The organism is Azospirillum aestuarii, assembly GCF_016632405.1.
GTDB classification, from domain to species: domain Bacteria; phylum Pseudomonadota; class Alphaproteobacteria; order Azospirillales; family Azospirillaceae; genus Azospirillum; species Azospirillum aestuarii.
Window position 1 is genome coordinate 158,363 of sequence record NZ_JAEPIV010000003.1, and the last position, 23,161, is coordinate 181,523.

The window sequence follows — 23,161 nt, forward strand, 5'->3', positions numbered from 1 at the left end:
AGGCCGTAAGGAGACTCCCACCCGCCGGCTTTTGCCGCTAGAATGTTCTTGTTTTGTTCGAGATAAAACGGTTTGCGTCCACATCGGCGAAGGGAGGGTTGGGCATGACGGAACGGACGGCGCGGCGCATCCTGTCCCTGTGGCTGCCGCGGCTGCCCACCGACGCCCACAGCCGCCGCCATCCGGCACTGTGCGGCCATCCCCTCGCCGCCATCCTGGCCGAGCGCGGGCGGCTGGCCGTGGCCGCCGTCAACCGCGCCGCGGCGGAGGCCGGGGTGCGGCCCGGCATGAGCCTGGCCGACGCCCGCGCCATCGAACCCGCCCTGGCCGTCTTCGACGCCGAGCCCGAGTCGGACGCCCGCCTGCTGGAACGGATCGCCGGCTGGTGCACACGCTACACCCCCTGGACCACCCCGGACGGCCCCGATGGGGTGGCGCTGGACATCACCGGCTGCGCCCACCTGTTCGGCGGGGAGGAAGCCATGGCCGCCGACCTGACCGCCCGCCTGACCGCGGCGGGCTTCGAGTCGCGGCTGGCGGTGGCGGACACGCCCGCGGCGGCCTGGGCGCTGGCGCGGTTCGGTAGGAAGGCCCCCACCCTCCCGCTTCGCGGGTCCCTCCCTTCCCCGCTCCGCAGGGGAGGGATAGATAGCTCCCTCCCCTGCGGAGTGGGGAAGGGTCGGGGTGGGGGCAACCGGGCCGACACCCTCCTCTCTCCCCTCCCCGTCGCCGCGCTGCGCCTGCCGCCCGCCACGGTGGACGGGCTGGCCGCGGTGGGCTTGCGGCGGATCGGGGACCTGCACGCCGTCCCCCGCGCCACGCTGGCCGCCCGTTTCGGGCCGGAACTGCTGCGACGGCTCGACCAAGCCTATGGACGGCTGGACGAGCCGCTGTCGCCCCGCCTGCCGGTGCCGCCGCACAGCGTCCGCCTCGCCCTGCCCGAGCCGCTCACCACCGCCGAGGCCATCGCCGAGGCGCTGCGCCGCCTGCTGGCCACCCTCTGCGCCGGGCTGGAGAAGAGCGGAGAGGGCGCCCGCCGCCTGCGGCTGGAGCTGCACCGGGTGGACCGCCGGCTGGAGGACGCGCCCCAGACGCTGGCCATCGGCACCGGCCACCCGGTGCGCCGCCCGGACGCGCTGATGCGGCTGTTCGCCCAGAAGCTCGACCGGGTGGAGCCCGGCCCCGGCCTGGAGCTGATGGTGCTGTCGGCCACCGAGGCCGGTCCGCTCGCCGCCGCGCAGGCCGCGCTGGATGGCGGGATAGATGGGCAGCCGGAACTGGGCGAGCTGATGGACCGGCTGGCCAACCGGCTGGGGGCGCGGGCGGTGCTGCGGCTGGTCCCGCGGCAAAGCTGGCTGCCGGAGCGCAGCGTGGCCCCCGCCTCGGCCTTCGCGGATGCCCCCGGCGGTTCCCTGTGGCCCGCTGACCGCCCGCGCCCGGTGCGGCTGCTCGCCCCGCCGGAGCCCATCGAGGCCATGGCCCTGGTTCCCGACGACCCGCCGGTGATGTTCCGCTGGCGCGGCACCCAGCACCGTATCCGCCTTGCCGACGGGCCGGAGCGGATCGCGGCCGAGTGGTGGCGGAGCGACGGCGAGCCCCGCGACTATTACCGCGTCGAGGACGAGGCCGGCCGCCGCTTCTGGGTCTTCCGCCAGGGGCTGTACCGGCCCGGCGTGGTGGCGCCGTGGTTCCTGCACGGCTTCTTCGGGTGACGGGGCCGTCATGACCCCCTACGCCGAACTCCAGGTCTCCACCAGCTTCACCTTCCTGGAGGGCGCGTCCCACCCGGACGAGCTGGCGCTGACCGCCGCCGCCCTCGGCCACGCCGCCGTTGCGGTGACCGACCGCAACTCGCTGGCTGGGGTGGTGCAGGCGCACGCCGCCGCCCGCAAGCACGGCCTCCGCCTGATCGTCGGCTGCCGGCTGGACCTGACCGACGCGGACAGCCTGCTCGCCTACCCCACCGACCGGGCGGCCTACGCGCGGCTGTCGCGGCTGCTGACGCTGGGCAAGCGGCGGGCGCCCAAGGGGGCCTGCTTCATCGCCCGCGCCGACGTGCTGGACCATGCGGAAGGGATGCTGTTCCTGCTGGTGCCGCCGGACCAGCGCGACCCCGCCTTCGTCCACGCGCTGCGCGGCTGGCGCAACGATCTGGGGAACCGCCTGCACCTCGCCGCCAGCCACCGCTACCGCGGCGACGACCAGCGGCGGCTGTCCTGGCTCGCCGGGCTGGCGGAGGCGGAGCGGGTGCCGCTGGTCGCCACCAACGACGTGCTCTACCACACGCCCGCCCGCCGCCCGCTGGCCGACGTGATGACCTGCATCCGCAGCGGCACCACCATCGACGAGGCGGGTTGGCGCCTGCCCGCCAACGCCGAGCGGCACCTGAAGGCCGGGGTGGAGATGGCCCGCCTGTTCCACCGCCACCCCGAGGCGGTCGCCCGCACGGTGGAGATCGCCGCCGCCTGCCGCTTCTCGCTGGAGGAGCTGCGCTACGAATACCCGGACGAGGTGGCGGAGGACGGTCACAGCCCGCAGGAGACGCTGACCGATCTGACCTGGAGCGGCGCCGCCCACCGCTACCCGGACGGCGTGCCGGAGACGGTGACGAAGGCCCTGCACCATGAACTGGCGCTGATCGGGCAGCTGGGCTACGCGCCTTATTTCCTGACGGTGCACGACATCGTGCGCTTCGCCCGCTCGCGGGACATCCTGTGCCAGGGGCGCGGCTCGGCGGCCAATTCGGTCGTCTGCTACTGCCTGGGGATCACCGCGGTCGATCCCACCGCCATCGATCTGCTGTTCGAGCGCTTCATCTCCGCCGCCCGCAACGAGCCGCCGGACATCGACGTGGATTTCGAGCATGAGCGGCGCGAGGAGGTCATCCAGTACATCTACGGAAAATACGGGCGCGAGCGGGCCGGGCTGACCGCCACCGTCATCCGCTACCGCGCGCGGGGCGCCATCCGCGAGGTCGGCAAGGCCATGGGCCTGTCCGCCGATCTGGTGGCGCGGCTGTCCGGCTCCGTCTGGGGCTGGAGCCGCCACGGCGTGGACGAGGAGCGCGCCCGGCAATACGGCTTCGACCCCGACGACGTGCGGCTCCGCCAGACGCTGGAGCTGGCGCAGGAGCTGATCGGCTTCCCCCGCCACCTGTCGCAGCATGTCGGCGGCTTCGTCATCACCCGCGGCCCCCTGAGCGACCTCTGCCCCGTCGCCAACGCCGCCATGGAGGGCCGCACGACCATCGAGTGGGACAAGGACGACATCGACGCGCTGGGCATCCTGAAGGTGGACGTGCTGGCGCTGGGGATGCTGACCTGCCTGCGCCGCAGCTTCGACCTGCTGAAGTGTCATTATGACAGCGCCCTGACGCTGGCGACGGTGCCGCAGGAGGACCCGGCGACCTACGACATGCTGTGCCGGGCCGACAGCCTGGGCGTCTTCCAGGTGGAAAGCCGGGCGCAGATGTCCATGCTGCCCCGCCTGCGACCCAAGACCTTCTACGATCTGGTGATCGAGGTCGCCATCGTCCGCCCCGGCCCGATCCAGGGCGACATGGTCCACCCCTACCTGCGGCGCCGCACCGGCGAGGAACCGGTCAACTACCCTTCTCCCGAACTGGAGAAGGTGCTGAGGAAGACGTTGGGCGTGCCGCTGTTCCAGGAGCAGGCGATGAAGATCGCCATCGTCGGCGCCGGCTTCAGCCCGGAGGACGCCGACCGGCTGCGCCGCGCCATGGCGACCTTCCGCAAGACCGGGCTGGTCCACACCTTCCGCGACCGCTTCATCGAGGGGATGGTCGAGCGCGACTACGACCGCGCCTTCGCCGAACGCTGCTTCCAGCAGATCGAGGGGTTCGGCGAGTACGGCTTCCCCGAAAGCCACGCGGCGAGCTTCGCCCTGCTGGCCTATGTGTCGGCCTGGATGAAGTGCCACCATCCGGACGTCTTCGCCGCGGCCCTGCTGAACAGCCAGCCCATGGGCTTCTACGCCCCCGCCCAGATCGTCCGCGACGCCCGCGAGCACGGGGTGACCGTGCTGCCCCCGGACGTGAACGCCTCCGACTGGGACTGCACGCTGGAACCGCTGTCGCCCTCTCCCGGGGCGGGAGAGGGAATAAGGCACGTCCTGCGCCTCGGCCTGCGGCTGGTCCGGGGGATGGACGAGGAGGACGCCCGCCGGCTCGTGCTGTGCCGCGGGGCGGGCTACCGCGATCCCTACGACCTGTGGCGCCGCGCGCGGATGCCGGTCGCCGGGCTGGAGCGGCTGGCCAGGGCCGACGCCTTCCGCTCCGTCGGGCTCGACCGGCGGGCCGCGCTGTGGGCGGTGAAGGCGCTGGGGGTGCAGCCGCTGCCGCTGTTCGCCGGCCTCGCCGACTCCGCCCAGGAGGAGCCGCAGACCCTCCTGCCCGCCATGGCGCCGGGCGAGCATGTGGTGATGGACTATGGCAGCCTGTGCCTGTCGCTGAAGGCGCATCCCATGGCGCTGCTGCGGGACGGCTTCGCCGGGGTGGTCCCGACCGAACGGCTGGGAAAGGTACGGGCCGGCACGCGGCTGACCGTGGCGGGGCTGGCGCTGGTCCGGCAGCGGCCCGGCAGCGCCGAGGGCGTGGTCTTCATCACGCTGGAGGACGAGACCGGCATCGCCAACCTCATCATCATGCCGGACGTGTTCGAAAAATTCCGCAAGACGATCCTCGGCGCCCGCCTGATCGCCGCCACCGGCCGGGTGGAGCGCAACGGCAAGCCCAACCCCGAGGGCGGCGAGGTCATCCACCTGCGCGTCGAGCGGCTGACCGACCTGACGCACCGGCTGCGCGACCTGACCGACTCCGACGCGCTCCCCAACCGCTCGGCCGCCGCGGTCTTCCCGGAAGGCCGGAATTTCCGCTGAGGGACGGAGCGGCTCGACCGGTCAGTCGATCAGGTCCGCGACCTCACGCACCCGCCCGTTGTCGATCATGAACTGGACCAGATCGGGGCGCTCCCGGCCATAGCTGGCGTGGCGGGCGCGGACGGCGGCGACCAGCTCGCCCCGGCGCTCCAGGATCTCGTCGGCGAATTCGATCATGCGCAGGTTGGGCCACGCCTTGTGGCGGATGCCGACCACGGCGGCCATCGCCTCGGCGGCGGGGCGGGCCGGGCTGGCCTGGGCCAGGATCATGGTCAGGGCGGCGGTCGAGCGCGAGATGCCGGCGTGGCAATGGACCAGCAGCCCGCCCACCCCGGTCGGCTCGGTCATCAGGTCGCGCCCGAAGGCCAGGATGCGCTCGACGTCCGCGCGCTGCGGCAGGGACTGGCCCATGTAGGGGTCGATGATGTCGTGGAAGCGCAGCTCCAGCCGCCTGTGCTCGCCGTAGGAGCCGAAGGCGGTCGGCTCCGGGTGGCCGGGGTCGAGGATCGACAGGACGTGGGTCACGCCGGCCTCGCAGAAGCCGTTCAGCTCCTCGATGCCGCAAACGGTCAGTTCGAAGGGAACGAAATCGCGGGCCATGGTCCTCGTCTCTTGCCGTGCGCGCGGAGGGCGGCGCGGTTCGCATGTGGCGCCGCCGGTCCGTGCCGTCAAGCCGATCGGAGGCCCGATCAGAGGACGTTGAACAGATACAGCAGAAGAATGATCGGAATGGGAAGCCCGACAAGCCACAGCAAAACGCCCTTCATGGATCGCTCCCTCGGTTGAGGCCGGAACGGCCGATGCAATCCCCAACAGCGCAACAGCGCATTGGTTGCCGCGGCCGCCCTCGTCGAGGGGGGCTTACCCGGAAAGGGCGATCCCGGAAGAGGCGCGGATCATTCCGCCTCGCCCTTATCCAAGGCTCTCTCCGAAGCCGATTCCTCCGCCTCTGCACGGGGCGTCGCCACGGGGCGCGGGGCGCGCAGCTTCTTCAGCAGCAGCGAGAAGGGCTTCAGCGCGCGATCGAGGATCGCCGGCTCGGCCTCCAGCCGCGACAGCAGGAAGGCGGCGGCCTCCAGCGTCGAGACGCTGTCGCGCCGCGGCTCCTTGCGGGCCTGCCCGTAGAGGGAGCGGAACTGCGGGTTCAGCACGATGCGGCGGCACTTCAGAAGCCACGGGTTGCGCCACCACAGCGTTTTGGCCTGGCTCCAGGTGCCGTCCAGGACGATGACGCCCTCCAGATCGGCCAGAACCAGATCGCTGTCCCTCTGCGGGACGCCGCCCTTGTCCACGATGGACATCTCCGGCAGGGGGGCGGCGCCCTGCTTGACCGGGCCGAGATAGAGCACGCCCCAGCGCTTGTAATCGACCTCGCGCCCCAGGATGCGCTTCAGGTTCGACCAGCTCAGCCCCACCTTCAGCGCGGAGTTCCTGAACTGGAGATGGGCGATCTGCGCGGTGCCCAGCGTCTCGCGCTTTTCCTGCGGGTGCTGGAGGATGAGCAGGAAGACGGCGTTGTCGATCGGCTCCACCGCCTCGCAGACGCACAAGTGCACAGGTTTTAGGCAGGCGGAGCAAGGTTCGGCGTGCATGGTTCGGTCTCGGAGAAGGAGCATCGGCGGGAAAACGGGAGGCGGGGACTATGGGCTTCCCATCCGAAAAAAGAAACGGGGCCTTAAAAAAGAAACGGGACCCGAAAAAGAAACCGGGCGCATTAAAGTTTGCATAACGCGTGATCTGCATCACTTAGAGGCCTGGACCTTGCATGATAGCGTCCAGACACACAGGACGGGTTGGGCCGAGGGCGGCCGACAGGACCGCTCCCCAGGCTCTCCCGACGCTCAAAAGGAGGCTTGCCATGCTGCCCGCTCATTTGGCCGCCCGCTTGCTGGAGCAACGCCGGGCCGAGGAATCGGCGGAATTCGCCCGGCAACTGCCGCTCTACGCGGACGACGCGCCCTTTCCGCTTCACACCGATCCGGATGGCGAAACCGGGCATCCCCTGCCCGACTGGACAACCAACTACTGATCCGAAGCTGACAGGTGGCTGTCGTGTAAGCGACATCACCACCCGTCCTTCCGTCCGCATCACGCCACCTCGGCCCAGGACGGTCCGTGTCCGCCCGCCGGAACCGGACGCCGAACCGGGGTGGACGTGGATGCGGGCGCGGGGATGGCCCGTTCCGGCCCCTTTGTTGGGACCAGGGCACCGTCACGCCATTCCACAAGCCACGCCCCCGGGCGACCGCCCCGGCAGCGCTCCAGTTCGGCACGCCAGCGCGGGTCGCCCACGCCCGGCTCCGCCGTCCAACTGGGCGCCGGCGCGATCCGCCAACGGGTGACCGCCGCGCTCGCCGCCGAGCGGCGGGCGGTGCTCTGCAACAGGAATCCCGTCACACCCGACGACTCGGCGGCCAGTTGCAACCGGCGGCTCGCCGTCAGGTCCAGCCCACCGACCTCCCCCAGCACGGCGGACAGCCGCTTGCAGCGCAGCGCCTCCTCCATCGCCCACAGGGCGTCGGCGTCGCGGGTCGCGCGCACGGCGATCAGCCGGTCCGGCGTCAGCCCATAGGCGGCCAGCCCGGCGGCGTGCAGGTCGCGCGCGCGCACGACCCACAGCGCGGGCGCCGCCGTGCTGGCGAGGCGGGCCAGCAGATGCGCGGCGAAGGCCGTGCCGGCCCCCGGCTCCTCCCCCGCCACCTCGTGCAGGCAGCCGAGTGGCAGTCCCCCCGCCGGGAAGGCCCCGTCGAGATCCGGCAGGCCGAAAGGCAGCACCCGCGCCCCTTCCCCGCCCAGCCCTTCCAGGCCCCGGATGCGGGCGCGCAGATCGGCCAGAACGGCCGCCCGGTCCGGCGAAGACGCTTCAAAGCTCTGGGGGATGGGCATGGAAAGATCGGGCATGACTCTCTTCCGTTGGTCAGGCTTTTGTTCCTGACACGTTCTATCATGCCCAGGCCGCCCCGTGGATTCGGGAAATGCGTCCCAAAATGAAAGGGGGCGCCCTTTCGGACGCCCCCCTCGCGAGACCGGTTGAGGAGTGGAGAGTGGATCAGCCGGCCTGTTGGATCGCCGACAGGACCCAGCGCCCGCCGCGCGGACGGGTGAAGGTCCAGATTTCCGTGGCTTCGACCGGACGGTTCGGGTCGCCCTCGACCACGCGATTGCTGGCGCGGTCCACCGTCACGTCGGTCAGCGAGAAGCGCATCGCCACGGTGGCGTATTCCGCGTTGCCCTCGCGCCACGCCTCGGCCAGGTCGCCCTGGAGCAGACGAACGTCGGACAGACGGTTGATTACGCCGCGGTTGTTGTTGGCCGCCAGTTCCTCGGTGAAGTAGGAGGCCATCTCCGGCGTCACGGCGCCGCGCAGGGCCGTCAGGTCCTCGTTGCCGTAGGCGGTCTGGACCGTGACCAGCGTCTGCTCGAACGCCTGATAATCAGCCGGGGCGATGCCCAGATCGTCACGGCGCACGCCCGGACGGCCGGACGAGGCCGGACCAGCCGCACCACCACGGACGCCGCCGCCCAGCGGGTTGTGACGAACGTCCGCCGCGTCGCGGTTCATGGTGCCGGGGTTCTGGGCGCCAGCGTTCATGGCGCCCGGATTCGGACCGGCATAGGCGGTGTTGGGAGCGCCCATGCCCGCCGGCCGCGCCGCGCCCGCCGAGCGGTTGCGGAAGAAGCGCATGGCCAGCCGAACCAGGAAGACAACCAGCAGGATCTGGAGGATGAAGCCCAGGATGCCGGCGAAGCTGCCCAGCCCGTCGAGGAAGCCGCCGCCGAACAGCATGCCGGCGATGCCGGCGCCGATCAGGCCGCCCATCAGGGCCGGCATGAAGCCGCCGCGCGAGAAGAAGCCGCCGCGCTGCGCCGCCGCCGGGTTGGCCATGCCCGGCTGCTGCATGCCCGGCTGCTGCGCGCCCGGCGTCTGGGCCGGGGCGGCCGAGCGCTCCATCGGGGCGGCGCGCGGCGCGGTGTTGGTCTGGGCCGGCGCCTCGTAGGTGCGCGAGCCGCGGCTGCCCGCGGAGCTGCTCTTGCCCGCGCGGGCATCGGCGGTGCCGGCGGTCAGCGCCACGGCCAGCGCCAGAGCGACGGCGCCGAAGGCGCGGGCCGGAGTGCGGGTGACGGTGCTGGGGGATCGCGTTTTCTGGATCATGGCCGTGTTCGGAAAAGCCCTCGGTTCGGGGGGACGCTCATCATGTAGCGTCCTCCTATATGGTATGGCAGCCCTGCTGTTTTAGAGGGGGCCGCAACCAAACCGGCCAAAAAATACGCAGAGTGCGTGTGGCGCCCCATCAGGCGGAGGCGCGCTCCCACACCATCCCGGTTTGCGGATAGGGTCCCGCACCGGCCGGAAGGACGGGAGCCGACGTCGCGGCGGCCGCCCGTTCCGCCGGTTGCCGCGACGCCCAGACGCGGCGGCGGACCTCGATCTGGCGGCGGCAATCGCGTGAGCAGTAGAGCGGCGCCGGCCCGCGCGACGAGCTGCGGCGGAACGGCTGTCCGCAGCAGGCGCAATAAAGCGTGGTCATGGTTATCCTCCCCGTTATTCCCGACCTGTTTTTTCCGATGCCAAGTGCCCGCCCATCACCCTGTGGGGTGGACACCCGCTCGGTTCTTTTCGGTCTTAAGTATCGACTTGCGCGCACCATTGTTGTCCTTCGGGACGTCCTGGACCAGAGATGCCTTCGGCATATGGCCGTCTGATCGCCACCCGAAAGCCCGGCAACACCGGAGAATTCCATCGAAGTGGCAGGCGCTTAGCTTCCGACGAGTCCGCATCGCGCGTCCAATCGCCGCATCCGCTCCGGCAAGGCCCTTTCCTTTCGGACGATGACCCTGCGTCCGTCTGGTCATCCGCCCGCTCATCCCTATGACGACGCCCCCGCCCGGACCGTGAGCGCGTCCGTGGTGCCGGACACCCGATGGAGATAGGCCGGGAACCGCCGGGCACAGCCGCGGGTTGCTCAACGCGACACGCCCGACCGGCTCCGCCCACGGCTCCATCCGCCGGCGGCTCCCCACGGCGGCTCTCCTGCACCGGTGAAGCCCCATGAGCGACATCAGCACGCGTCCCGCGCCCGCCTCCACCTTCTCGGGCGTCGCCACGGCGCCGCCGGTCATTCCCATCGATCTGGAGCGGCTGGAACGGCTGCGCCGGCTGACCCGGCTGATGGACACGCGCTGGCGCGTTCCCGGCACGGGCATCCCCGTCGGGCTGGACGGCATCGCCGCGCTGGTTCCGGTCGCCGGCAGCACGGCGACCACCGTGGTGGCCGCCTACATCGTCATGGAGGCCGCCCGCTTCGATCTTCCCAAAAGCCTGATCGCCCGGATGATCGCCAACATGGCCGTGGATTGGGCCGGCGGGTCGGTCCCGGTGGTCGGCGCCCTCTTCGACATCGGCTTCAAGGCGAACCGCCGCAACCTGAACCTGCTGCTGGAGCATCTGGAAAACCGGCTGGCATCCCCCGCGTAACGGGCGGCCCCGACGGGCGGGCGTTCGAACGCTTGACTTGTGTCAAAGCGGCGGGAGGCGGTCTGGATGATCCTCCCCGCCATGAACGCGATCTCCCCCGTGGCCTGCGCCACCGCCCCGACCGCCCCGCTGAACGCCGCTCTGCTCGCCAAGTACGACGGGCTGCGGGTGCCCCGCTACACCAGCTACCCGACGGCGCCGCACTTCACCGCCGCCGTGGGGGCGGAGCGCTACGCGGACTGGCTGGCGGAGCTGGACACGGCGGCCCACACGGGGTCCCTGTACCTCCACGTGCCCTTCTGCGCGAAGATGTGCTGGTACTGCGGCTGCCACACCAAGATCGTCGCCCGCTACGCCCCCATCGCCGAGTATCTCGGCCATCTGCGCCGCGAGATCGGCATGGTCGCCGACCGCATTTCCGGACGGCTGCGGGTGCGGCACATCCATTTCGGCGGCGGCACCCCGACCATGATGGCGCCGGACGACTTCGAATCGCTGATCGCCCTGCTGCGCGAGCGCTACGACGTGACAGCGGACGCGGAGATCGCGGTGGAGATCGACCCGCGCACCCTGACCCGCGAGATGGCCGAGGCGCTGGGCCGCGCCGGGGTCAACCGCGCCTCGCTGGGCGTGCAGGACTTCGACGCCGGGGTGCAGGCGGCCATCAACCGCATCCAGCCGCGGGAGCAGACCGAGCAGACGCTGGAGTGGCTGCGCGCCAACGGCATCCGCCACATCAACCTCGACCTGATGTACGGCCTGCCCGGCCAGTCGGTGGAGAGCGTCGCCCGCTCCGCCGAAATCGCCCTGACCATGGCGCCGGACCGGCTGTCGGTCTTCGGCTACGCCCATGTGCCATGGATGAAGTCCCACCAGAAGAAGATCGACGAGTCGGCGCTCGCCGGCACGCTGGGCCGGTGGGAGCAGTTCGCGTCCATCGCCGGGGTGCTGACCGACGCAGGTTTCCAGCCCATCGGGCTCGACCACTTCGCCAAGCCCGACGACGAGCTGGCCATCCAGCAGGCCGAGGGGCGGCTCAGCCGCAACTTCCAGGGCTACACGACCGACGACGCGGAGGTGCTGCTGGGCTTCGGCGCGTCCTCCATCGGGGCGCTGCCGCAGGGTTACGTGCAGAACGCCGTTCCCTTCGACCAGTACGCCCAGGCCGTCGAGGCCGGACGGTTCCCGACCGGCAAGGGGCTGACGCTGACCGCCGACGACCGGCTGCGCCGCGATCTGATCGTCCGGCTGATGTGCGACCTGTCGGTGGACGTCGGCGCGGTGGCCGTGGCCCACGGGCTGGCCGCCGGTGCCTTCGACGCCGACCTGGAGGCCATGGCCGATCTGGTGGCCGACGGGGTCGCCGTGGTGGAGGGCCGCCACGTCCATGTGCCGGAACCCGCCCGCCCGCTGATGCGCATCGTCGCCGCGCGCTTCGACACCTACCTGTCCACCGGCGCCGGGAAGCACAGCCGCGCGGTGTGAGGACGGAGCCCATATGATCGGCCAAAGACTGTGATCGGCAGGCAAAAAGGCGCTTTTTGCCTGCCTCTGGCCTTCCGTGCGCAAATCGGCGAAACTGGCGCCTGTTGAACGCCTTTGCGGACATGGCAAAGGGACAGGCTCCAGGGACGGGCACCGATGATCACGCTCTACACCTTCGCCTCGCCGAACGGGCAAAAGGCTTCGATCCTGCTGGAAGAGCTGGGTCTGACCTACAAGGTCCACAAGGTCGACCTTGTGGCCGGCGAAGGCCGTCAGCCCGACTATCTGGCGGTCAGCCCGATCGGCAAGATCCCGGCCGTCGTCGAGGATCTGCCCGGCGGCCGGAAGCGCCGCCTGTTCGGCTCGGGGGCCATTCTGCTGCATTACGCGGAGCGCACCGGCCGCCTGCTGCCCGATGACGAGGACGAGCGGGCGGAGGCGATGAGCTGGCTGATGCTGGGCGTCAGCGACCTCGGCCCCTCGGGGCTGAGCAAGTTCCGCTTCGCCGTCATGGCGCCGGAGAAGATCCCCTACGCCATCGACTATTTCAAAGGCGAGCTGCAGCGCATCCACGCCGCAATGGAGGAGCGTTTGGGCGGGTCGGAGTATCTGGCCGGCGGCACCTACTCCATCGCCGACATCGCCTGCTTCCCCTTCGTGGCCGTGGCCGCCAAGGCGGAGGGCAACGTGCTGGACCGCTACCCCAACCTGAAGCGCTGGCACGACGCGGTCGCGGAGCGCCCGGCGGTCAAGCGCGGCATGGCGGTGCCGGAGTGAGCCGCCGCATGCTCCGGCCCACCGCCGCCATCCTTCTCGCCTTCGCCACGCTCCCCCTGCTGGGCGCCTGCCAGACCGCCCCGGATGGGGCGGAGCCGCAGTCCCTGCTCCCCGCCGACGCCGATCCCGGCACCTATTGGCAGGGCGACCGCAGCCAGGCCTACGAGCGCGCCTATGTCGTCGCCCGCAACCCGCAGGAGTGGAACGATCTCTGGGCCCGCGTCGGCGAGGCGGCGCCGGGTCCCCTGCCCGGCGACCGCATGGCCGCGGCGGTGTTCCTCGGCCCGCGCGACACCGGCGGTTACGGCGTGTCCATCGTCAGCGCGCAGGCGTCCGGCGGCGATGTGGTCGTCGGCTACCGCGAGCGCGTTCCGGGTCCGGCCCAGGCGGTGGCGCAGATGCAGACCAGCCCTTACGCGGTGCGGTTGATCCCGATGGCGGCGGGGGCGGCGAAGTTTCAAAGGGAGAAGTGAGGGGGCGGTTGCCCCCACCCTTCCCACGGCTTGCACCGCAGGCCCCTTCCCTCCCCCGCTGTCGCAGGAGAGGGAGTTTGTTCCCTCCCCTGCGACAGCGGGGGGAGGGTTAGGGTGGGGGCAAGACCCCGCTCCCCTACCGCTTCCCCACCACCCGCGGGTCCAGCGCGTCCTGCAGCCCGTCGCCCAGCAGGTTGACGGCGATCACCGTCAGGAAGATCAACAGCCCCGGCCACACCGCCAGCAGGGGCGCCGTGCCCACCAGCTCCTGCGCGTTGGTCAGCATGTTGCCCCAGGACGGCAGCGGCGGCTGGATGCCGAGACCCAGGAAGCTCAGCACCGACTCCAGCAGGATCACGTTGCCGACCGTCAGCGTCGTCGCCACCACGGCGGGGGCGGCGACGTTCGGCAGGATGTGGGCCAGCATGATGCGGCGGCTGCCCGCCCCCATCGCCACCGCCGCCCGCACATAATCGCGCCGCCGCGCCGACAGGGTGGCTCCGCGCACCAGACGCGCCACCGTCGTCCAGCCGAACAGAGCCACCAGCACGACGATGCGCAGCAGGCTGGCATCCTCCGCCCCCGCCACCTCCGGCGGGATGCCCAGCCGCGTCAGGTCGATGGCGCCCAGCACGATCAGCAGCGGCAACAGCGGCAGGGCGATCAGCCCGTCGGTGACGCGCATCAGCAGATCGTCGAGCCTCCCGCCGAAATAACCGGCCAGCAGCCCGATCCCCGTGCCGATGACGGCGGAGGCCAGCGCCGCCGCCACGCCCACGAACAGCGACACCCGCCCGCCGTAGAGCAGCCGCACCAGCACGTCGCGCCCCAGCTCGTCCGTGCCCAGCGGGTGCAGGGCCGAGGGCGGGCCGAAGCGGTCGAGCAGGCTGATGCCCGTCGCCTCCACCCCCAGCCAGTGTTCCACCCAGGGTGCGGCCGCCGCGGCGACGGCCAGGACGAGCAGCAGAAGGGCGCTGACCACCGCCAGCCGGTGGCGGGCGAAGCGCCGCAGGAAGCGCCCGGTCCTCACGCCCCGTCCCCCTTGAAGGAGATGCGCGGGTCCAGCCCGGCGTAGGCGGCGTCGGCCAGCAGGTTGCCGGCCAGCGTCGTCAGCGTGGCGAACAGCAGCGCCACCAGCGCCACGTTCAGGTCGTTGCCCATGATGCTGTCGTAGATCAGCTTGCCCATGCCCGGCCAGGCGAACATCGTCTCGGTCACCAGCGCGCCGGAGAAGAGGGCGCCGAACTCCAACGCCACGATGGTCACGATGGGGATGGTCGCGTTGCGCAGCGCGTGGCGCCAGACCACCCGCCCCTCCCCCAGCCCCTTGGCGCGGGCGGTGCGGACGTAATCCTGGCGAAGCTCCCCCATCATCGCGGCGCGGACGTAGCGCGTGTAGCCGCCGATGCTCGCCAGAGTCAGCGAAGCCACCGGCAGCACGAGATAGGGCAGCCGCTCCCACCAGCCCTCCCCGCCGACCGGGCCGAGGCCGGAGGCGGGCAGCCATTGCAGTTCCACCGCGAAGAGCAGGATCAGCAGCAGCGCCAGCCAGAAGGCCGGGACCGAGATGCCGGCGAAGCAGAACAGGTTGATGGCGTTGTCCGCCCAGCCATAGGGCCGCCGCGCCGCGTAGACGCCGAGCGGCAGCGCCACCGCCAGGGTCAGCGCCATCGCCGCCCCGAGCAGCAGCAGCGTGTTGCCCAGCCGCGGCAGCAGGATCGTCAGCACCGGCTGCGCGTAGAGCCGGGAGAAGCCGAAATCCCCCACCAGCGCCGCCTGGAGCCAGTGTCCGTAGCGTTCCAGCAACGGCTTGTCGAGGCCGTAGAGCGCCTTCAGCCGCGCCGCGTCGGCGGGCGTGGCGCGCGGATTGCCGGCCAGCATCATGTCCACCGGATCGCCCGGCATCAGCGTCATCAGCACCGTGATGACGAAGCTCATCAGCAGCAGGACGACCAGCGCCTGGAGCAGCCGGGAGGCGAGGAAGCGGGTCATGGAGTGTTGGGGGCGTTGCTGAGCAGAGCCCCCCTCCCGACCTCCCCCCGCTGCGCAGGGGGAGGAGCCATTCCCTCCCCTGCGCAGCGGGGGAGGGTTAGGGTGGGGGCCCGACGCGACCCCCTCACTCCTTCGCCTTCCACGTCTCGATCCACAGCGTGCTGGAATCGAGATGCCCGGTCGGCACCACCCCCTCCAGCCAGGGCGGCAGGATGAACGGATCGGCGCGGAAGAACAGCGGCAGGTTCGGCAGGTCCTGGGCGTAGAGCGTCTGCAGCTTTGCCCACAGCGCGCGGTTGGCCTCCGGCTCGCAGACATGCTCCAGGTCTTCCAGAACCCGGTCCATCTCCGGGTTCCGGTAGCCGGTGTAGTTCTGCCCGGCCCAGTTGTTGGCCTCCGTCGGGATCATGCTGGAATGCAGGATGGTGCGCGGGATGTTCTCAGGCGCGCTGATCCAGGCGAACAGCGCCATCGACTTGAAACGGCGCTTCTCCAGCGTGTCGCCGAACAGGACGCGGGCCGGCTCGTTGATGATGCGCACCTCCACCCCGGCCTGCCGCCACTGCGCCTGGAGCACCTGCTGCAACACCTCGCGGGAGCGGTTGCCGGCGGTCGTCATGATCTCCAGCGCCAGCCGCTCCCCCTTGGCGTTGTGGCGCACCCCGGCGCGCCGCTCGCTCCAGCCCGCCTCGTCCAGCAGCCGGCCGGCCAGCGCCGGGTCGAAGGCGTAGGTCGGGTAGCCCGGCGCGTGCACGCGGTCGAGCGGGCTGATCTCGTTGTGGGCGACCGGCTGGCGCCCGTCGTAGAGCTGCTTGGAGATCGCCTCGCGGTCGATGGCGTGCAGCAGCGCCCGGCGCACCCGCAAGTCGGCCAGCGCCGGGTTGTCGAGGTTCAGTTCGACATGCTCGAAGAACAGGCCGGGCTTATAGAAAACGTTGTAGCGGCTGCCGTGCCGCTTCTCGAAGGCGAGCACCTGATCGAGCGGCAGGCCGGTCTCCCCCGGCACCATGTCGACCTGCCCGGCCAGCAGGTTGGCCTCCAGCGCGGCGGTGTTCTCGATGGACTTCACGATCACCCGCTTGAAGGCCGGCTTCGCCCCCCACCAGGTCGGGTTCGGCTCCAGCACCACATGGCTGCCCGGCTCGACCTGGGCGATGCGGTAGGGGCCGAACCATAGGCCAGGGTTCGTCGTGTCGGTCTCGTATTTGGAGCGGTTGCGGTAGGTCGCCGGGTCCGCCTCGAACACCGCGCGCTCCAGATGGGCGGGCAGGATCTCGAAGTCGTTGATCTCGGCGTAGCTGCACACCGCCTTGTCGCGATGGATGGTGAAGGTGCGCTCGTCCTTCGCATCGATCGCCACGATGTCGCGCGCGAACAGGTCGAAGTTGCTGTAGCCGCTCTGCGGGTGCTTGCCGACCGTCCAGGTGAACAGCACGTCCTCGGTCGTCACCGGCGAGCCGTCGCCCCAGGTCGCCTTGGGGTTGATGGTGTAGGTGACCTTGATGCCCTTCTTGCCGTCGGCCCGCGTCTCGTACTCCGCGGTGCCCTTGTCCAGCGCCGGCAGTTCGGTGCAGAGCAGGCAGGTCAGCCGCCAGTCGGGGTCGTAGGCGGTGAAGGGCCGGCGCGCCATGGACAGGACGTAGCTCTTGGCCATCATCGCTTCCATGGAGGGGTGCCAGTTGGACGGGAACTGGGTCATGCCGATCACCAGCTCGTCCTTCGCCGCGAAGGCGGGCGTGCCCATCGGGGCGGCGGCCAGAGCGGCGGCCAGGGTGAAAGCGGCCAATCCCGTTCGCATCGCGGCGTCATCTCCCGTCCGGTGAAGTCCCGGCTACGAACTATGGGGACCCGTGGCCCCGCGGTCCAGAGTGGAAGCGGGCTTTGCGAAGCCCCAAGGGAAGCGCTTGACGGAACGGGGCGGCGGGTGTTTGTGGTTCGCCCCATACGCAACCGAATGGATGGGGAGCCCGACACGCGATGGCCGGCACCATGACCCTGACCCGCGACGGCGTCGTCGCCACGCTGACGCTCAGCAACCCCGACAAGCTGAACGCCTTCGACAAGCCGATGTGGCAGGCACTGATCCCGCTGCTGCGCCAACTCGGCGCCGACGAGACGGTGCGCGCGGTGGTGCTGCGCGGGGCCGGCGGGCGGGCCTTCAGCCCCGGCGCCGACATCTCCGAATTCGAGACGGAGCGCAACAGCCCCGAACAGGGCGCCGACTACGGCGTGCTGATGGACGAGGGGCTGACCCTGCTGCGCGACCTGCCGCACCCGACGCTGGCGGCCATCCAGGGCGCCTGCTGCGGCATCGGTCTGGCCGTGGCGCTGGCCTGCGACCTACGGGTCTGCACCGCGGGGAGCCGCTTCGGCGTGCCGGTCAGCCGGCTCGGCATCTCCATGGCGCTGCCCGAGCTGAAGCTGCTCCACGACATCGCGGGCGGCCCGGCGGCACTGGAAATCCTGCTGGAAGGCCGCGTCTTCGGCGCCGAGGAGGCCAAGGACAAGCGGCTGGTCCATCGCATCGTCGCTGACGAGGCGTTCGAGGCCGAGATCGCCGCGACCTGCGGGCGCATCGCCGGGGGCGCCCCGCTGGCCGCCCGCCTGCACAAGCAGTTCGTCCGCCGCCTGTCCGACCCCGCCCCGCTGTCGGAGGCGGAGATCGCCGAATGCTACCATTGCTTCGGCACGGAGGACTTCCGCGAGGGCTACCGGGCGTTCCTGGAGAAACGCAAGCCGGTGTTCAAGGGGCGGTGAGCGCCCGCGCATGCCAGGGTTCGCGCCATAGCGGTGGTTTCCGGACGGTGTCAGTCCAGATTGGGAACGTCGCCCCCATCCCATCGCCCCCGCCATGCCCCGCGCCACCCGCTGCATTCCCTTCATCATCGCCTGTGCCCTGTTCATGGAGAATCTGGACGCGACGGTGATCGCCACGGCGCTGCCGGAGATCGCGCGGTCGATGGGCGAGGACCCGCTGCGCCTCAGCCTCGCCATGACCTCCTACATGCTGGCGCTGGCGGTGTTCCTGCCGGTCAGCGGCTGGATGGCCGACCGCTACGGCACGCGGACGGTTTTCGCGGCGGCCATCGGGGTGTTCACCGTCGGCTCGATCCTCTGCGGTCAGGCGGACGGGCTGTACGAGCTGGTGGGCGCGCGCATCGTCCAGGGGCTGGGCGGGGCGATGATGGTGCCGGTGGGGCGGCTGATCCTGCTGAAGACGGTGCCCAAGGAGAAGCTGGTCGCCGCCATGGCCCAGATGACCCTGCCGGCGCTGATCGGCCCGGCGCTGGGACCGCTGGTCGGCGGCTTCATCGCCACCTACGCCTCCTGGCGCTGGATCTTCTACATCAACGTGCCGATCGGGCTGATCGGGATCGCGCTGGTGCTGACCCTGATCCCCAACGTGCGGGAGACCGAGCGCGACCCCTTCGACAGCCGCGGCTTCGCGCTGAGCGCGCTGGCCCTGGCCGCGCTGATGTTCGGGCTGGAGAATGTGGGGCGCGGGGTGCTGCCGCCCGCCGCGGTCGCCGGGGTGCTGGGGCTGGGCTTCGCCACCGCGTGGTTCTACCTGCGCCACGCCCGCGGGATGGAGCGGCCGGTGCTCGACCCCTCGCTGCTGCGGCTGCCCACCTATTTCGCCTCGGTCATGGGCGGCACGCTGTTCCGCATCGGCATCGGCGCCGTGCCCTTCCTGATGCCGCTGATGCTCCAGGTCGGCTTCGGGCGCACGCCCTTCGAATCCGGGGCGCTGACCTTCGCCGGGGCCGCCGGGGCGCTGACCATGAAGGCGCTGGCCGGTCCCATCCTGCGCCGGCTGGGCTTCCGCCGGGTGCTGACCGCCAACGCGCTGCTCAGCGGCCTGATCCTGGCGAGCTACGCCGCCTTCCGGCCCGAGACGGCGCATTGGGTCATCCTGGGCGCGCTGCTGATGGGCGGCTTCTTCCGCTCGCTGCAGTTCACCGGGCTGAACAGCCTGGCCTACGCCGAGGTGCCCAAGGAGCGGCTGAGCCGCGCCAATACGCTGGCCAGCGTGATGCAGCAGGTCTCGCTCAGCCTGGGCGTGGCGGTCGGGGCGACGGTGCTGCACCTGACGCAGAGCGTCACCAGCGGCCCCGGTGCGCCTCTGACGCCCACCGACTTCGTGCCGGCCTTCCTGACGGTCGGGGGAATGGCCTGCGTCTCCGCCCTGTTCTTCCTGCGGCTGTCGCCCGACGCCGGTTCGGAGATCAGCGGCCACCGCGCCCGCGCGCGGGCCAAGGAACCGCCGCGCGCGCTCGAAGCGGCCGACTGAACCGCAGCCGGATCAGCCCAGCCGGATCAAATACGGCCGGATCAGCGGTCCTCCCAGTCCGGCTCGTCGGCCTTGAGAAGCTCCACGAGCCGGGCGACCCGGCCCGAGGGAGGATGCTGGGTCGCCTCCCCCATGTAATCGTCGGCGCCGGTCCAGCTGTTGGCCTCCATCAGTTCGGCAGGGCTGGCGCCGGTGCCGATGATGCTGGCGATGCGCATGTCGTCCAGGCGCCCACAGATGTCGATCACCTGATCGCGGGTGAGCGCTGGCTGAAGCTGATCGGGCATTCGGAATCCCTCCTTCCCAAGTCCGCGTCACACCTGATTAGCGACCCGTCTCCCGGCCCGCGCAACGGCGCAAGGGTGGAAGCCCCGCCGCAACAAGGGGGATGCGTCTTTTCAGGGTCTGCCGGCCCGAGTCTCCCGGTCCGAGTCTCCCGGTCCCGCGCCGGGCCTCGATTGTCCTCCGGGCAAATCCAGTGCGGGGAAGTCGTCCTTCGGTTGCGCGAACGGCAAAAATCCCACAATGCGGGATAAACAAATGTGCGCTCTTCGCAGCACAACGGAAAATTCTTACCAAGCTTGGCTCTTTTTCGTGCGGTGAGCCTTTGGTTGGGGGTGCGTTCGCCGCGCGTTCCCGGTATAAATGAGCATGGCGGCTATGCGCCGTCTTCAAGAATGAACGGGAGGCTCCCCGCCAGGGCGCGGGCAGCAAGACAGGCATGATGGACTGGGACAAGCTTCGGGTCTTCCACGCCGTGGCCGAGGCTGGAAGTTTCACGCACGCCGGCGAGACGCTGAATCTCAGCCAGTCGGCGGTCAGCCGCCAGATCAGCGCGCTGGAGGAGAGCCTGGGCGTGCCGCTGTTTCACCGGCACGCGCGCGGCCTGATCCTGACCGAGCAGGGCGAGCTTCTGCACCGCACCGCCCGCGACGTCTTCGCCAAGCTGTCGATGACCGAGGCGATGCTGACCGAAAGCCGGGAGCATCCGAAGGGACCGCTGCGCGTGACCACCACGGTCGCCTTCGGCTCGACCTGGCTGACCCCGCGCGTCAACGAGTTCCTGTCGATCTATCCCGACATCCAGCTCACCCTGCTGATCGACGACAACGAGCTGGATCTGGCGATGCGCGAGGCGGACATCGCCATCCGCATGAACACGCCGCGCCAGCCCGACCTGATCCAGCGTCACCTGATGTCGGTGCATTTCCACCTCTACGCCCACCAGGACTATCTGAAGAAGCGCGGCGCCCCGAAGATCCCCGCCGATCTGGACGGGCACGACATCGTCGCCTACCCGCCGGACGTCCGTGCGCCCATCGCCAACGTCAACTGGATCAACGAGGTGGGCGACCCGGCTCCGGGTGCGCGCAAGCCGATCCTGCAGGTCAACAGCATCTACGCCATGTACCGCGCCGTGGAGAGCGGCCTGGGCATCGCCGCCCTGCCCGACTTCCTGGTGGACGGCAGCAAGGAGCTGACGCGCGTCCTGCCGGACGTGGACGGCCCAAAGGTCGACGCCTACTTCGTCTACGCCGAGGAGCTGCGCCATTCCAAGCGCATCGCGGTGTTCCGTGACTTCCTGGTGAAGAAGGTGGCGGAGTCGGCCTTCTGATTCGGCCCAGCCTTTGTGCAGACAACCGATTTGCCTGCTTTGTATGCACAGGCGCCCGCCAATTCATGCCGGGCGCCTTTCTTTTTGTACAAATTGTACCGAAATCTGCCCCTTAGCTTTGCAATCCGGTTGCCGTTTCTCGCACCGAACCCCCCACCCTTCAGCACCATACGCCCCCGCACGCCAATTTTTCGCGCTTCTTCAAGCCCTTACAAGCTATGCGGTTCTCGCATGGCCGAATTGGATATTTGGGGATGGAATCCTTTGGGCAGAATGGTCAAATCTTGGGCGTTGGATGTTGCGCCGCAGCATCCGGCGTTTCGTCCCGGAAGCCCGCTTCCGGGGTTGGGTCCTCGGACCCAGCGTCTCCCAGACGTGAAGCCTCCCTGTTCAACTCGCCGCTAGCCCAATGGGTTAGCGGCAGTTTTTTTGTCGGGATGGCACGGACGGTCCGGATGAGAGCGGCCGCCGCTTCATAGGGCGTCGGGAAGCCGGGCGCCCTCGCGCGCGTAGATCTGGCGCGGCGCGCAATATTCATCGAGTTGCACCACGACCGCTCCGGGCTGGCTGTTCAAGCCCACCCACGCATCGTAGCCGACGATGTCCCCCGGAATGTTGCGATACAGCCCATAGGCGAGATAGCGGATGTCAGACACCGGTATCCGCACCCCGGCGAGGGATGAGGCGACAGCCCCGTTGCAGCGGTTCGGGCTCAGCCGGTCCAAGGCGCTCACCGCACCGGGTTCGGGAGCGGCCTGCGGCGGCGGGCTCAGCCCGGCACAGGCGGCCACGAGGGCCGTCGACGCGATGGCTCCACCCCGTAGGACCGTGCGGAGAGACACTGACTTCCTGACTGTTCCGCCCGTCATCGGACCATCCTCCCGCACGCCGTTCCTTCGTTCCCTCGGGTCAACAGGCAAGAGGATGTCATGTGCCAAGGCCTCAGCCTACGGCCGATCCGCCTCAATCGACCACTTTGATGCCCTTGGGGCGGCTCGTTTCGATCGGCAGATGGTCGGCGGACAGGACGCGCTGGTAGGTGCCGTTCGTCTGCACCATCACGCGCTGGCCAGGGCCGAAGACCGGCTCGTTGGCCGCCTGCTCCTGAACGATGGTGATCGTGCGGCCGGTGGCCAGCGTCACCACATACTCGATCCCGGTGCGGTCCGAGATCGCCTGCTCCGCCACGGCGCCGGCCACAGCGCCCACCAGGGCACCGCCCAGGATCGCCGCCACGTTGCCGGAGCCCTTGCCGACGTTGGACAGCGCCAACCCGCCGGCAGCCCCACCGACCAGCCCGCCGGCTCCTGTGTTCTGTCCCTGGATGTCCACCGGACGGGTCGCCATCACGGTGCCGAACTCGACCGAGGTCGCGTGGCCGACGTCGCGGTAGCTGTAGCGGTTCTGGCTTTGGCTGGCGCAGGCGCCAAGCAACAGGGCCGCCACGCCCAGCATCGCCGCGGCCAAGCCGCGCTTCGTCGACCGCCGGTGTTTCGTTTCTTGATTCAGGAAAGACATCGCACCCTCATGCACGCGCAGCGCGGCACCCCGAACCGGGCGCCACCGAGGCGAGCATGGCCGGGGAGCGGGTCGATGTCCATGCGAGAATACGCCATTGCGGCGCCGTTCCCGCGACACCCATTCCCTTCAAACAGACCACCTTGAAGCGGACCGGCCCGTCACCAGCCCCGGCCTGACGACCAGCCGCCATAGAACTGAACGCTCGGCCCCGGATAGGGACGCGGCCCCCAATCGTTGCGCCAGGCGCGGCGGTGATGATGGCGGGGCGGCGGCCCCCAGTAAGGGGGCGGCGCGACCACGATGGGCGGCGGCGGGCGGTAGCCGGGCACGACGATCACCCGGCTTCCCGGCGGCGGCACGATCACCGAAGGACCGCCATACGGAGAACCGCCATACCAGGAGCCACGGTCACGCGGGCCATGCGCCTCCGCCGCCGTTGGAAGAACGGCCAGCGCCAGCACCCCGGCGATGCCCAGAACCGCCATGCGGGCCGCCGGACGGAAGGCTGCGGCCATGCCCTGAGGACGAATGCGGTGGAGAAACGTGGAAATCAGCGCGCTCATGCCGGCCTTCCTTCGCAGGTCCGGCGGCGCCCGTCGACCAAGGTCCGGCACCGCCACACTGGGATGAACAGG

The 23,161-nt window shown here is 70.2% G+C and carries 22 protein-coding genes; 10 read left to right on the forward strand and 12 right to left on the reverse strand.

Going from position 1 to position 23,161, the window contains the following annotated elements; translation table 11 throughout:
- Nucleotides 1–104 precede the first annotated feature (104 nt).
- Nucleotides 105–1,712, forward strand: coding sequence for a Y-family DNA polymerase (locus JJL56_RS10090; protein WP_200485060.1), 1,608 nt, complete (start codon nucleotides 105–107; stop codon nucleotides 1,710–1,712).
- Between the two features lie 10 nt (nucleotides 1,713–1,722).
- The gene (locus JJL56_RS10095; protein WP_200485061.1) at nucleotides 1,723–4,896 is read left to right on the forward strand and encodes an error-prone DNA polymerase; all 3,174 of its coding nucleotides are present in this window, start codon (nucleotides 1,723–1,725) and stop codon (nucleotides 4,894–4,896) included.
- A 21-nt stretch (nucleotides 4,897–4,917) separates the two neighbouring features.
- Here the strand turns inward: JJL56_RS10095 and JJL56_RS10100 are convergent, their stop codons facing one another.
- Nucleotides 4,918–5,496: a tyrosine phosphatase family protein gene (locus tag JJL56_RS10100; protein ID WP_200485062.1), complete on the reverse strand. Its 579-nt coding sequence runs from the start codon at nucleotides 5,494–5,496 to the stop codon at nucleotides 4,918–4,920.
- 296 nt (nucleotides 5,497–5,792) lie between these two features.
- Nucleotides 5,793–6,488: a tRNA-uridine aminocarboxypropyltransferase gene (locus JJL56_RS10105; protein WP_145625194.1), complete on the reverse strand. Its 696-nt coding sequence runs from the start codon at nucleotides 6,486–6,488 to the stop codon at nucleotides 5,793–5,795.
- A gap of 266 nt (nucleotides 6,489–6,754) precedes the next feature.
- Between JJL56_RS10105 and JJL56_RS10110 the strand changes: the two genes are divergently transcribed.
- Nucleotides 6,755–6,925 (forward strand): hypothetical protein, encoded by a 171-nt coding sequence (locus JJL56_RS10110; RefSeq protein WP_186452888.1) that lies wholly within the window; start codon nucleotides 6,755–6,757, stop codon nucleotides 6,923–6,925.
- 59 nt (nucleotides 6,926–6,984) lie between these two features.
- Here JJL56_RS10110 and JJL56_RS10115 read toward each other — a convergent pair whose 3' ends face one another.
- The 3 genes from JJL56_RS10115 to JJL56_RS10125 form a co-directional block, all read right to left on the reverse strand.
- Nucleotides 6,985–7,797, reverse strand: coding sequence for an ImuA family protein (locus JJL56_RS10115; protein WP_200485063.1), 813 nt, complete (start codon nucleotides 7,795–7,797; stop codon nucleotides 6,985–6,987).
- Nucleotides 7,798–7,945: 148 nt separating this feature from the next.
- The gene (locus tag JJL56_RS10120; RefSeq protein WP_145625198.1) at nucleotides 7,946–9,049 is read right to left on the reverse strand and encodes a Tim44 domain-containing protein; all 1,104 of its coding nucleotides are present in this window, start codon (nucleotides 9,047–9,049) and stop codon (nucleotides 7,946–7,948) included.
- Nucleotides 9,050–9,188: 139 nt separating this feature from the next.
- A complete protein-coding gene (locus JJL56_RS10125) occupies nucleotides 9,189–9,425 on the reverse strand; it encodes a hypothetical protein (RefSeq protein WP_145625200.1) in 237 nt (78 codons plus the stop codon).
- 521 nt (nucleotides 9,426–9,946) lie between these two features.
- On the opposite strand from JJL56_RS10125, the gene JJL56_RS10130 reads away from it, so the two are divergent.
- From JJL56_RS10130 to JJL56_RS10145, 4 genes are all read left to right on the forward strand, one after another.
- Nucleotides 9,947–10,372 carry a DUF4112 domain-containing protein gene (locus tag JJL56_RS10130; protein ID WP_145625202.1) on the forward strand — a complete coding sequence of 142 codons (426 nt, stop codon included), beginning with the start codon at nucleotides 9,947–9,949 and terminating at the stop codon, nucleotides 10,370–10,372.
- 81 nt (nucleotides 10,373–10,453) lie between these two features.
- Complete coding sequence (hemN, locus tag JJL56_RS10135) at nucleotides 10,454–11,857, forward strand: oxygen-independent coproporphyrinogen III oxidase (RefSeq protein WP_200485155.1); 1,404 nt, start codon at nucleotides 10,454–10,456, stop codon at nucleotides 11,855–11,857.
- A 156-nt stretch (nucleotides 11,858–12,013) separates the two neighbouring features.
- Entirely contained in the window at nucleotides 12,014–12,634 is a 621-nt protein-coding gene (locus JJL56_RS10140) for a glutathione S-transferase family protein (protein ID WP_145625204.1), read from the forward strand.
- Between the two features lie 8 nt (nucleotides 12,635–12,642).
- On the forward strand, nucleotides 12,643–13,107 hold the full coding sequence (locus JJL56_RS10145; protein WP_145625206.1) for a protease complex subunit PrcB family protein: 465 nt from the start codon (nucleotides 12,643–12,645) through the stop codon (nucleotides 13,105–13,107).
- Between the two features lie 136 nt (nucleotides 13,108–13,243).
- Here the strand turns inward: JJL56_RS10145 and JJL56_RS10150 are convergent, their stop codons facing one another.
- The 3 genes from JJL56_RS10150 to JJL56_RS10160 form a co-directional block, all read right to left on the reverse strand.
- Nucleotides 13,244–14,137, reverse strand: coding sequence for an ABC transporter permease (locus JJL56_RS10150; protein ID WP_145625208.1), 894 nt, complete (start codon nucleotides 14,135–14,137; stop codon nucleotides 13,244–13,246).
- Nucleotides 14,134–15,099 (reverse strand): ABC transporter permease, encoded by a 966-nt coding sequence (locus JJL56_RS10155; RefSeq protein WP_094301804.1) that lies wholly within the window; start codon nucleotides 15,097–15,099, stop codon nucleotides 14,134–14,136. Before JJL56_RS10155 ends, JJL56_RS10150 begins: the two co-directional genes overlap by 4 nt.
- 124 nt (nucleotides 15,100–15,223) lie before the next feature.
- Nucleotides 15,224–16,885 (reverse strand): peptide ABC transporter substrate-binding protein, encoded by a 1,662-nt coding sequence (locus JJL56_RS10160; protein ID WP_345772562.1) that lies wholly within the window; start codon nucleotides 16,883–16,885, stop codon nucleotides 15,224–15,226.
- Nucleotides 16,886–17,076: 191 nt separating this feature from the next.
- Here JJL56_RS10160 and JJL56_RS10165 point away from each other — a divergent pair, with 191 nt between their 5' ends.
- Together JJL56_RS10165 and JJL56_RS10170 are read left to right on the forward strand one after the other, a co-directional pair.
- On the forward strand, nucleotides 17,077–17,856 hold the full coding sequence (locus JJL56_RS10165; protein WP_200485065.1) for an enoyl-CoA hydratase-related protein: 780 nt from the start codon (nucleotides 17,077–17,079) through the stop codon (nucleotides 17,854–17,856).
- A 94-nt stretch (nucleotides 17,857–17,950) separates the two neighbouring features.
- The gene (locus JJL56_RS10170) at nucleotides 17,951–19,390 is read left to right on the forward strand and encodes a DHA2 family efflux MFS transporter permease subunit (RefSeq protein WP_200485066.1); all 1,440 of its coding nucleotides are present in this window, start codon (nucleotides 17,951–17,953) and stop codon (nucleotides 19,388–19,390) included.
- Nucleotides 19,391–19,431: 41 nt separating this feature from the next.
- On the opposite strand, the gene JJL56_RS10175 is transcribed toward JJL56_RS10170, so the two are convergent.
- Nucleotides 19,432–19,677 (reverse strand): hypothetical protein, encoded by a 246-nt coding sequence (locus tag JJL56_RS10175; RefSeq protein ID WP_145625216.1) that lies wholly within the window; start codon nucleotides 19,675–19,677, stop codon nucleotides 19,432–19,434.
- A gap of 437 nt (nucleotides 19,678–20,114) precedes the next feature.
- Here JJL56_RS10175 and JJL56_RS10180 point away from each other — a divergent pair, with 437 nt between their 5' ends.
- Nucleotides 20,115–21,005 carry a LysR family transcriptional regulator gene (locus tag JJL56_RS10180; RefSeq protein ID WP_145625596.1) on the forward strand — a complete coding sequence of 297 codons (891 nt, stop codon included), beginning with the start codon at nucleotides 20,115–20,117 and terminating at the stop codon, nucleotides 21,003–21,005.
- A gap of 473 nt (nucleotides 21,006–21,478) precedes the next feature.
- Here the strand turns inward: JJL56_RS10180 and JJL56_RS10185 are convergent, their stop codons facing one another.
- The 3 genes from JJL56_RS10185 to JJL56_RS10195 all read right to left on the reverse strand — a co-directional run bounded on the left by JJL56_RS10185 (nucleotide 21,479) and on the right by JJL56_RS10195 (nucleotide 23,089).
- On the reverse strand, nucleotides 21,479–21,847 hold the full coding sequence (locus JJL56_RS10185; RefSeq protein WP_345772563.1) for a hypothetical protein: 369 nt from the start codon (nucleotides 21,845–21,847) through the stop codon (nucleotides 21,479–21,481).
- A gap of 121 nt (nucleotides 21,848–21,968) precedes the next feature.
- Nucleotides 21,969–22,523 (reverse strand): outer membrane lipoprotein, encoded by a 555-nt coding sequence (locus JJL56_RS10190; protein ID WP_247891007.1) that lies wholly within the window; start codon nucleotides 22,521–22,523, stop codon nucleotides 21,969–21,971.
- A gap of 161 nt (nucleotides 22,524–22,684) precedes the next feature.
- Complete coding sequence (locus JJL56_RS10195; RefSeq protein ID WP_145625323.1) at nucleotides 22,685–23,089, reverse strand: hypothetical protein; 405 nt, start codon at nucleotides 23,087–23,089, stop codon at nucleotides 22,685–22,687.
- Between the last annotated feature and the right edge of the window lie 72 nt (nucleotides 23,090–23,161).